Raw genomic sequence first — 10,845 nt, 5'->3', positions numbered from 1 at the left:
CTCGAGGATGGGCTTGCGCGGATGCACGCGTGGATGATCCGCTACCTTGCGGGGGAGCCTGAGTGAGCCGATCGGTCGAGATCTCGGTCGTCATTCCCGCCTTCAACGAGGCAGGCTCCATCTGCGTCCTGCTGGAGAAGACCTCCGATGTCCTGGCGCGGCTCGGACGGAGCCAGGAGATCCTCGTCGTCGATGACGGGTCCACCGATGGCACGGCCGCGCGGGTGGAGGAGCGGATCGGAACGATCCCAGGACTGCGCCTGATCGTCCTGCGGACCAACTGCGGCAAGTCGGCCGCCCTGGCCACGGGCTTCCGCGAGTCCAGGGGCGATGCCTACATCGTCACCCTCGATGGCGATCTGCAGGACGATCCCGAGGAGATCCCCGGCATGCTGGCGGTCTGCGAGTCGGGCTACGATCTCGTGTCGGGATGGAAGAGGAGGCGGCGGGATCCCCTGAACAAGCGTCTCCCGAGCCGGGTCTTCAACCTGGTCACATCGTGGGCGACGGGCATCAAGATCCACGACTTCAACTGCGGCTTCAAGGTCTACCGGCGGCCGGTGGCGGACAGCCTGACCCTCCATGGAGAGCTGCACCGCTACATCCCGGTGCTGGCCCATCGGCTGGGATGGAGGGTCGGAGAGAAGGAGGTCCTCCACCACCCCAGGCTCCACGGCCGGAGCAAGTTCGGTTCGAGCCGCTTCGTGAACGGCTTCCTGGATCTCCTGCTCGTGATGTTTCTGAGCGGGAGGCACCGCTCGCCGCTTCATGTCTTCGGCCGCCTGGGGGTGCTGTTCCTCGCGGCGGGAATCCTCCTGAACTTCTACATGGCCGCGATCTGGGTGATCGAGAGCAAGCTCAGGGTCCGTCCCCTCCTGCTCTTCGCTGTCATACTCGTCATTCTGGGCATCCAGTTCATCTCGATGGGCCTGCTGGCGGAGATGATCGCCGCCATCGAACGGCCGCGCGAGGCCCCCATCTACAAGCGATTACCCGAGGAGGGAGAGCCATGAGGGTACTCATCACGGGGGGGGCAGGGTTCATCGGCTCCCACCTGTGCGATCACCTGCTGAAGGAGGGGATGGAGGTGATCTGCATGGACAACCTCCTGACCGGGAGCGTGCAGAACATCGCCCACATACGGGACCCGCGCTTCTCGTTCATCGAGTACGACGTGACCAACTACATCTACGTCGACGGTCCGCTCGACTACGTGCTGCACTTCGCCAGTCCCGCGAGCCCGATCGACTACCTGAGGCTCCCGATCCACACGCTCAAGGTGGGGGCTCTGGGGACGCACAAGGCGCTGGGACTCGCCCTCGCCAAGAAGGCGGTCTTCCTGCTCGCGTCGACCTCCGAGGTCTACGGCGATCCCCTGATCCACCCGCAGCCGGAGTCGTACTGGGGGAACGTGAACCCGATCGGCCTTCGGGGAGTCTATGACGAGGCGAAGCGATACGCGGAAGCGCTCACGATGGCCTATCGCCGATACCACAACCTCGACACCAGGATCGTCAGGATCTTCAACACCTTCGGTCCCCGGATGAGGCGCGACGACGGCCGGGCGGTCCCGACCTTCATCATGCAGGCGCTGCGGGGCGAACCGCTGACCGTTTTCGGGGAGGGCACGCAGACGCGCTCCTTCGGCTACATCACCGATCTCGTCGATGGGATCGATCGGTTGATGCGGTCCGATCTCCAGGAGCCTGTCAACATCGGCAATCCGCAGGAGATGACGGTCGCCGAGATGGCCGATGTCATTCTCAAGATCACCGGGAGCGCGAGCCGGGTGATCTGCCGCCCGCTGCCGGAGGACGACCCGAAGGTGCGGCAGCCCGACATCGGCCTCGCGCGGTCGCGGCTCGGCTGGGAGCCGAAGGTCGACGTGCGCGACGCCCTCCGCATGACGGTCGAGTGGTTTCGCGGGGCGGATTCCCGATCCTGAGCGGGCGTGATGGACCGGAATCTCCCCAGGGTGATGGTGATCATCCCCACCCATGATGAGCTCGACAACATCCGCGAGCTGATCCCCAAGGTCCTCGCCGTCGGGCCCAACATCGAGGTCCTCGTCGTGGACGACGCCTCCCCGGACGGCACCGGCGGCCACGTCGAGGAGATGAGCCGGGCGATCTCGAGGGTCCATTGCATCCGCCGTCCGACGAAGATGGGTCTTGGGTCTGCCTACCGCGACGGCTTCCGGTACGCCCTCGGGCGCGGGGTCGATCTCGTTTTCGAGATGGACGCCGACTTCTCGCACGATCCCGCCGAGATCCCGAAGTTCATCGAGGCCGCCCGATCCGCGGACCTCGTCCTGGGGAGCCGCTACCTGGACGGGGTCACGGTCGTCAACTGGCCCCTCAGGCGGCTGATGCTGAGCTATAGCGCGAATCTCGTCTCCCGAGTGGTCACCGGGCTCCCGGTCAAGGACGCCACGGGCGGCTACAAATGCTTCCGCAGGGTCGTGCTGGAATCGATCGACATGGAGAGGATCAAGAGCGACGGCTACTCGTTCCAGATCGAGATCAGCTGGCACGCCTGGAGGATGGGCTTCCGCATCGCCGAGATCCCGATCCTCTTCGTGGACAGGCGCGTCGGAATCAGCAAGATGAACCGCAGGATCATACGGGAGGCGATGGTGCTGGTGATCCGCCTGGGCTTCGCGCGCCTGCTCGGCCGGCGCCCGCGCCCTCCGAGAGGGGTCGCCTCATGAGCCAGGCGTCTCTCTTCACGACAGGCGCGGGCGGACAGTCGCCCGGCGACGGCGTCCCGAAGATCTCGTTCATCATCGTCCACTACCGCACGCCCGATCTCCTGCGCGCCTGCCTCGCCTCGATCGCATCGAGCGCGGCCTCGCTCCCCCACGAGGTGCTCGTCATCGACAACGCCCCTCTGGACGAGGAGGCACAGAGGATCTCTTCCGAGCACCCTCGGGCGATCTATCGGCGCAACGAGCAGAACCTTGGATTCGGGCGGGCCGTGAACCAGGGACTTGCGGCAGGGAGGGGAGACTGCTTCCTCGTCCTGAATCCGGATGTGGAGGTCCGCCCCGGGAGCGTCGAGGCGCTGCTCGATCGCATGGGACGGGATCCGACGATCGGGATCGCCGCGCCGAAGCTCCTCAATCCGGACGGCAGTCTGCAGCACTCGTGCAGGACCTTCTACACGCTCCCGGTCTTCCTCCTGCGCAGGACCTTCCTCGGACGCCTCTGGCCGAACCACAGGATCCTGAGGGAGCACTTGATGCTCGACTACGACCACGAGGAGACGCGCGAAGTCGACTGGTGCCTCGGGGCGAGTCTTCTGGTGCGGCGGCGCGCGGTCGAGGATGTCGGACCGATGGACGAGCGGTTCTTCCTCTACTTCGAGGATGTCGATTGGTGCTACCGGATGCGCGCGCGGGGCTGGAAGACCGTCTACCACCCGGCTTCGATCATGGTCCACCGTTACGGGCGCGAGAGCGCGCGCCGGCCGGGCAAGGGGCTTCTGATCCATCTTGCCTCGACCTTCCGCTACTACGAGAAGTGGAGCTTCGTCCTCTACTGGCTCAAGCGCCGCAGCTCGACCATCAGGAAGATGATTCTCGTCCTCTCGGACTTCGCCGCGGTCAATCTGGCCTTCGCGTCCGCCTATCTGGCGAGGCACCTGTCGGGGGCGATCTTCGAGAAGCCGATGTTCGGCGTGGGCCGCTACGCGAGGCTGCTCGTCTTCACGAACGCCGTGGCCCTGGTCGCCCTCGCCCTCGCCGGAATGTACAGGAGCCGCAGGCGCGAGGAGGGGGGCGAGCAGCTGCTCGGAGCGGCGCGCGCCATCGCCGCCACGGCCCTCATCATGATGGCTTCCACCTTCCTCTTCGCCACCCCCGTCTACTCCCGCGCGGTCGTGATCGTCTTCCTGCCGCTGGCGCTCCTCTATATCCTCCTCTTCCGCGCCGCGATCTTCCGCGCGCAGGGGAGCGTTCGCTCGAGGAGGCTCCACCTCCGGCGCATCGGCCTCCTGGCGCCCCCCGCGGACGCGGAGGAGATGAGGCGGCGCCTCGATCGGGACCCTCACCTCGGATGGGAGATCCTTCCGCTGACAAACACCGCGGCGGTCCTGGCCGTTCCCCGAGGCGGGGAGCCGGCCTCGATCGAGGAGGCGACGCTCCTGTGGGTGCAGGACGAGAGGATCGCGGAGGTCGTGATCTTCGAGGACTGGTCGGAGGCGGCCCCCGCCGCTCTCATCGAGCGGCTCACCGGCGCGGGGATTCCGGTGCGTCTCGTCCCCCGTCTTCGCGCCTCTCTGCGCCACGGCGCGCGGATGGGGGATTTCCTCGGCATGCCGGCCCTGCAGGTCTCCGGTTTCCGTCTTGCCGGACGGTCGTGGGAGAAGCGGATCCTCGACACCGCGGCGGCCCTCACGGCGCTGGCTCTGTTCCTCGTGCCCTTCCTTCTCGCGCGCGGGGGCGCCGCCCTCTTGGGGCGGGGGACGCTCCGCAGGGAGCTGATCGGCAGGAACGGCAAGAGGCTCTGCGTCGGCGCGCTGGCGGGGAGATGGCCCGGCGGCTTCCTCCTCACCGCCGTGCGCGAGTACCCGACGTTGCTTCTCTGGCTGCGCGGCGAGTGGAGCATGGTCGGGATCCACCCGTTCGAGGCGGCCGCGTGGGACGCGCTCCCCGAGGCCTATCGCCGCTTTCCGCCCGACGCGCCGCCGGGATGGATCACGCTTGCGGGGCCCGCCGCGAGGACGACGGAGGAGCGATGCGCGGCGAATCTCGAGTATGTTGGAAGGTGGAGCCTCGCCCTGGACGGCAGCCTGCTCCTGGATCGCCTGCGCCGCAGGAAGGGGGAAAGGTGAAACGATCTCTGGCCATCCTTTGCATGCTGGCCGCCTGCCTCTCCCGCGCGGCCGCGGAAGACGGCCGGCAGACGCGGTGGGACGTCCATCTCAACGTGAACGACCTGCGCGCTCTCGCCTATGACGGCTCGAGGATATGGATCGCCACGGGGGGCGGCGCCGTCGCCTATCATCCCGGCAGCGAGGAGTCGACGGTCTTCCACAGGGGGCGCGACGGCCTCCTGAGCGACTCCCTGAGCCAGGCCGTCGCCGGTCCCGACGGCCGGATCTGGTTCGGGACCGAGAGGGTCGGGATCTCGATCCTCGATCCCGGGACCGGCTCGTGGGAGCCCTACACGAGCATTCTTCGACCCATTCCGGGCGACAGGATTCAACGGATCCGGCTGGGGGAGGACTCTCTCCTCGTCGGGACGGCGCAGGGATTCAGCATCCAGGTCAAGTCGGGCGGCGACTTCCGACTCCGTTTCCCATGCCAGGAGGGGATCGACCCCTGCGGGCTGCCTTCGTTCGACGTGAGGGATCTCGCGAGCGATCCGGGCGGCGATGGCATCTGGATCGCCACGGCCCTCGGGGTGGTCCACCGCGACACCATCGGTGCGGGAGGATGGACCACCTACGCGGATGGGGTCGCAAATCCATCGGCGACCCGTCTCGCTCGCCACAGGGGCGAGTGGATCGCTGCGTTCCCGGAAGGCGTCTACGTCCTGCGCGGGCCGTCAGGCGAGCGGAGATGGACCCTCCTGGCCGCGGGGATGACGAGCGATGCGGCGATCGTCGATCTGCTTTCGGTTGGGGACGCGCTCTACGCCGCCGGCGGCAAGGGGGTCTGGGCCCGGGTGGGCGAGGCCGCATGGTCGCTGGTCGGGGGCCGGTCCTTCCTGGCGCGGGCCCTCCTTCGCACGCCCGACGGTCGCCTCTGGGCGGCCGGCCATGATCCGAACGAGGCCGCCGACGGTCTCTGGCGCTTCGACCCGGCGGAGGCGCAGTGGAGGCGGCACGCCTTCCCCGGACCGAGCGCCCGTTCCCACTACCTCGCCCTCGCCTTCGATCCCGAGGGTCGGCTCCACGCGACGACCGCCAAGTCGGGGCAAGTGCCGATGCGCCAGTCGTACGATCGACGGGAGTGGTCCCGGCCGATCAACCTCGAGAACTGGTGCTTCGACCTGCTCTTCGGCGCGGACGGTCTCTGGATGGCCCATTGCTGTTGCGGCGCGTCGGGATGCGATCTCAGGCTCGTTCAGGGTGAGCAGACCCTGGTCCAGGAGCCGCGCAATCTGCGCGATCTCGTCTTCGACGCGGACGGCAATCTCTGGGCGGCATCGGACAATGACCAGGAGGCCTACGCCCAGGGAGTCTGGTTCCGGGACGCGCAGACCGGGGAGTGGACGCCGATCACGATCAGCACGGCGCCCCCCGGCACAATGATGAGCAATCGAGTCCGCGCGGTCCTTCCCCTCGGCGAGGATCTCTGGATCGGATACAGGGAGCGGGGGCTCCATCGCTGGAACCTCGGTCCGGACCGAAAGCCGCTCTCCGGCGATGACGGGACCTGGGCGCTCTATTCCACCGGTTCGGTCTTCGCGAGGCGGATCATCTCGGACGCGGTCACCCGCTTGGCCGCGCGGGGGAACGTCGTCTGGGTCGGCACGGCCGCCGGCTTGAGCGTGATCGACCTCGACACCGACGAGATCAGGCAGGTGGGGCCGGGGTTCGATCGCCTCCCCATGCCGCAGGTCAGCGCCCTCCTGCCCGTCGCCGACGGGGGAGCCTGGGTGGCGACCGGTTTGCAGGGGCGGGGCGGCGGGATCACGCGTCTCGCGCCGACGGAGACGGGGTTCTCATTCACGACCTACGGGCCTCCCGATCTCCCGAACCCGAACGTGGAGACGCTGGCCCTCGATCCCGACGGCTGGTCGGTCTGGATAGGGACCGCGAGAGGGCTGGCGCGCCTGACACCCACGCCCGCGACCGGAAGGGGGGCCGACGAGGTCGTCGCCTATCCGAACCCGTTCATCCCGGGGTGCGGCGAGGGGATCAGGCTCCACGGCTTCGCCGGGCTCGCCGATGGGCTGATCGTGAATGTGAGCGGGGATGTCGTCTCCCGCTTCGATCGGCGCGCCGCGGGCGATGCCGTCTGGGACGGCGCCGGCGCCTCGGGCGAGCGGCTCGCTCCCGGACTCTACTGGATCCGTCTATCGACCCCGGACGGCCTGCGGTCCGTCGGCGTCGGGCTGGGCGACGGCCCATGTCCCTAGCGGTCGCCGCGCGGTGAGATCGCTCATCTACGTCGCCTACTTCTTTCCGCCCACAGGCGGGGCGGGGGTGCAGAGGACGCTGAAGTTCGCGCGCTATCTGCCGGAGCACAGTTGGCGCCCGACGATCGTGACCGTCAAGGAGAGCCGCTACTGGATGGTGGACCCGACGCTCTCGTCGGAGATCCCGGCGGATCTCGAGGTCGTGCGGACCGAGGCGAGAACGATCCCGGCGAGGCTGGGCGGGCTCGCGCGGGGACGGCGGGGCGCCGCCGGCGCGGCCTGCCGCTCCGGAAGGTCTCAGCGCCTCCTCAGGCGGCTCTCCTCGATCTTCCTGATCCCCGATCCCTACGTCGGCTGGGTTCCGGTGGCGACACGGGCCGTCCGGCGGGCGTGGAAACCGGGGGCGGTCCTCATGACGACCTCATCGCCCGACAGCGCGCACCTGGTCGGGCTTCGCCTCTCGCGCATGAGAATCCCGTGGATCGCGGACTTCCGCGATCCGTGGACGCGCAGGATGAGCTTCCGTCCTCCGACGCCGCTCCACAGGCGCATCCAGCATCGCCTGGAGGAGCGCGTCGTTCGGGCCGCCTCGCGGATCATCGTGACTTCCGAGGCGACCGCGCGCGATTTCAGAGAGAGGATCGCGGGAATCGATCCCGCCAAGGTCGTCTGCATTCCGAACGGCTGGGACGGGGATGACTTTCCGCGAGAGGTTCCGCCCCCTGATCCATCGTTCCTCCTCCTGCACATGGGGCAGCTCAATCCCGAGCGAGGAGTCTCGCCGCTGCTCGATCACCTGGAAGCGTTCTTTCGCCTGCGGCCCGACGCGCGAGCGCGCACGCGCGTGGAGCTTGTCGGACCACGCTACAGCGAGGATGAGCGCGAGGCGCGCCGCAGGGGATTCTCCGACCTGGTTCGCTTCGCCGACCCGGTTGCGCATCGCGAGGGGATCAAGAGGCTCCACGAGGCCCAGCTGCTGCTCCTGATGGAACAGGACAGCGACGAGGGGCGTCTCATCCTTCCGGGGAAGGTCCCCGAGTATCTGCGATCCGGCCGTCCCATCCTCGCCCTTGTCCCCGAGGGAGGGGCGGCGTGGGATCTGATCCGGACGTCGGGGGCCGGCGCCTGCGCGCCCCCATCGGATCCAGAGAGAGGCGCCCGCGCGCTGGCCGATCTATTCGCCGCCTATCTCGCGGAAGGGGCCCTGCGGGCCCGGACCGATCCGGAGGTTGTCGCGTCCTACGATCGCCGCCGCCTCGCCCGCCGCCTCGCCGACATCCTCGACGAGGTCGTCTCGTAGACATACCGATCGATTGTTCGTGACGCCATCAACAGCGCAGAACGCCCGGACAAAAAGGGTCTTCAGGCCTTTTCCTGTTGACCCGAGGGGTAAGGAGGGTTAAGTTGAACCCCGCAGTGGGTTGAAATGGGTTAGTTGATCGTCATATCTCGGGTCGGGGGGCACCGTGATTCCCTTTGTCGGGACATTCATCCACGCGATGGACCGGAAGGGAAGGACCAACGTCCCCGCCAAGCACCGCGAGATCATGAAGCTCGCCAACGCGACCCATCTGATCCTCATCCGTGGTTTCGATGGCTGTCTCTTTCTCCTTCCCCCCTCGACATGGGAGAAGTTCCAGGCCCGATTCGAGCGCGAGGAGTTCCAGTCCGAGCGCGAGGCCCGCTACTTCGAGCGGCTGATGCTGCACGACGCGGACGTCCAGAAGCCCGACGCGCAAGGGCGCATACAGATTAACCAAGGTCTGCGCGATTTCGCAAGTCTCGAGCGCGAGGTGCTGATCTACGGCGCGAACACGCGGATCGAGCTGTGGTCGCCCCGCCTATTCCAGGAATACCAGGCCAGCGGAAAGAAGTCCTCGGGAACGATCGAGGAACTGGCGAGCAGCTACTTCCGCCACCGCGACTAGGGAGGCTCCGCGCGATGTCCGAGGGATCGATGATTCGTGGGCTCATTCGAGGAGCCGAGGATCCTGGCGAGATGCTGGTCAGGATCGCGGAGGGGGAATGGGCGGCGCATCTGTCGGGGACCATGGGACGACCGGAGCTCGCGCGACTCGCGGAGCTTCTCGGCGATCTTCCCTCCGCGACGGAGTCTGTGTTGATCGACTGGCAGAATGTCTCGCACATCGACTTCCGCGGCATGGCCCCCGTCGCTCAGGAGCTGAGGCGCTTGAGCAGACGGCGCGTCGCGATCCAGTGCCGCGGCATCGATCCGTACTTGCTCGCGATCGTTCTGTTGACGCTATCGGTCGAGGAGATCGAGTTGTTCGCCGGGTGCGACGTACGGCTCCCGGCGAGGGATGAGCGGGTCCGGATGGAGGAGTTCATCCAGGACCTCTCACCCCTTGGGGTTTCGAGGAACTAGCCCGCTCTTCGGAGGCGGCGCACGCGGTCCGAGGGCCGACTCTCGGGCAAGACCCAATCGCACCGGGACGCGCAAAACCCTAGCCGCGTCGGCATGGGACGCTCTCGGACCGCGAGGCGCCGTACCGGAGACAAGGGAAACCCCGATGGGCCACACGCCCGTGCTGGAGAGCGAGGTTCCTCGATTCCTCGTCTGGGACGCGGATGGGCTGTACGTGGACGGGACCGTCGGCTGCGGAGGTCACGCCAGGGGCATCCTCCGGCATCTCTCCGCCAGCGGCCGCCTGTGGGGATTCGACTGGGATGCGGACGTGCTTGAGATCGCCAGGGCCGCGCTCGCCGGAGAAGAGGGACGCGTGAGGCTATTCAACGAATCGTTCTCCCGGATCGGGGAGCGTCTCGCAGAAGAAGGCGCCCTCGCGCATGGCATCTTCGTCGATCTCGGTCTGAACTCCGCGGTGCTCGACCAGCCTTCGCGCGGATTCCAGTACGCCGATCCGACGGCTCCCCTCGACATGCGGATGGACCTCAGCCTGTCGCGGACGGCCGGGGACCTCCTGCGCGATCTCGAGGAGGAGGAGTTGATCACGCTCTTGCGCGAGCTGGGCGAGGTCCGCCGGCCGAGGGCCGCGGCGCGGGCGATCGTGCGGGGTCGCGAGCGCGCGCCGATCGAGACGGCAGGAGATCTCGCCTCGATCCTGCGGCGGGCCGGAGCCCTCCCGGGAGGGCCCGCCGAACTCTCGCGGATCTTCCAGGCCCTGAGAATGAGGGTCAACCGCGAGCTGGAGGAGATCGACTCGCTTCTCCGCCACGCGTCCGACTGGCTCGTGCCGGGAGGCCGGCTGCTCGTCATCGCCTATGAGTCGCTCAGCGACAGGCGGGTCAAGCAGCTCCACAGAAAGGAACCGGGGGCGGACCGAGAGCCCCGATTCCGGATGCTCACCAAGAAAGTCGTGCGTCCCGGAAGGGACGAAGTCCTGGGGAATGCCAGGGCCCGATCGGCGAGGCTGCGGGCCCTCGAAAGGAAGGACTGACATGGCGGCTGCGAGGCATCACCGACCGCGTCGACCGGCCGGCCTGTGGGGGATCATCCTGCTGGTCGGCTTCTTTTCCTTCCTGCTTCTGCTGACCTGGGAGCGCCTCGCAATCAAGGAGACGAGCGGAAGGATCGAGCGGCTGGAGCGGCATCTCCAGTCTCTCGAGACCGACGAAGCGATCCTGCTAACGAGGCTGAAGCAGGAGTGCCGTTTCACGGAAGTGCAGCAGGTCGCGCAAGAGAAGTGGGGGATGGCGGTCGCCGCTTCGGGCCAGCGCATCCTCCTTCCATCGACGCCGCGCACGCGAGGGGAGGAGGCGACGCGGCGTGTGAGCT

9 protein-coding genes are annotated in these 10,845 nt (G+C 67.6%); all 9 read left to right on the top strand.

All coding sequences use genetic code 11. The annotated features are described in order from the left end of the window. Positions 1-62 precede the first annotated feature (62 nt). A complete protein-coding gene (locus FJY88_08690) occupies positions 63-1,013 on the top strand; it encodes a glycosyltransferase family 2 protein (GenBank protein MBM3287409.1) in 951 nt (316 codons plus the stop codon). Next, positions 1,010-1,945 (top strand): SDR family oxidoreductase, encoded by a 936-nt coding sequence (locus tag FJY88_08685; protein ID MBM3287408.1) that lies wholly within the window; start codon positions 1,010-1,012, stop codon positions 1,943-1,945. The genes FJY88_08690 and FJY88_08685 overlap by 4 nt, the downstream gene beginning before the upstream one ends. Before the next feature lie 9 nt (positions 1,946-1,954). Continuing rightward, positions 1,955-2,710: a polyprenol monophosphomannose synthase gene (locus tag FJY88_08680; protein ID MBM3287407.1), complete on the top strand. Its 756-nt coding sequence runs from the start codon at positions 1,955-1,957 to the stop codon at positions 2,708-2,710. After that, positions 2,707-4,833, top strand: coding sequence for a glycosyltransferase (locus FJY88_08675; protein ID MBM3287406.1), 2,127 nt, complete (start codon positions 2,707-2,709; stop codon positions 4,831-4,833). The genes FJY88_08680 and FJY88_08675 overlap by 4 nt, the downstream gene beginning before the upstream one ends. A gap of 2,091 nt (positions 4,834-6,924) precedes the next feature. Next, positions 6,925-8,388, top strand: a complete 1,464-nt coding sequence (locus tag FJY88_08670; protein ID MBM3287405.1) for a glycosyltransferase family 4 protein — start codon at positions 6,925-6,927, stop codon at positions 8,386-8,388. A 166-nt stretch (positions 8,389-8,554) separates the two neighbouring features. After that, entirely contained in the window at positions 8,555-9,016 is a 462-nt protein-coding gene (gene mraZ, locus FJY88_08665) for a division/cell wall cluster transcriptional repressor MraZ (GenBank protein ID MBM3287404.1), read from the top strand. Positions 9,017-9,030: 14 nt separating this feature from the next. Beyond that, positions 9,031-9,474 carry a hypothetical protein gene (locus FJY88_08660; GenBank protein MBM3287403.1) on the top strand — a complete coding sequence of 148 codons (444 nt, stop codon included), beginning with the start codon at positions 9,031-9,033 and terminating at the stop codon, positions 9,472-9,474. Then, positions 9,410-10,507 carry a 16S rRNA (cytosine(1402)-N(4))-methyltransferase RsmH gene (gene rsmH / locus FJY88_08655; protein MBM3287402.1) on the top strand — a complete coding sequence of 366 codons (1,098 nt, stop codon included), beginning with the start codon at positions 9,410-9,412 and terminating at the stop codon, positions 10,505-10,507. Before FJY88_08660 ends, rsmH begins: the two co-directional genes overlap by 65 nt. Before the next feature lies 1 nt (position 10,508). After that, positions 10,509-10,845 (top strand): hypothetical protein (locus tag FJY88_08650; protein ID MBM3287401.1); only part of this gene is annotated, 337 nt, incomplete at its 3' end.

The organism is Candidatus Eisenbacteria bacterium, assembly GCA_016867495.1.
Lineage (GTDB): Bacteria > Eisenbacteria > RBG-16-71-46 > CAIMUX01 > VGJL01 > VGJL01.
Note: the sequence above shows the minus strand (reverse complement) of the source record. Positions and strands in the feature narration are given on the sequence as shown.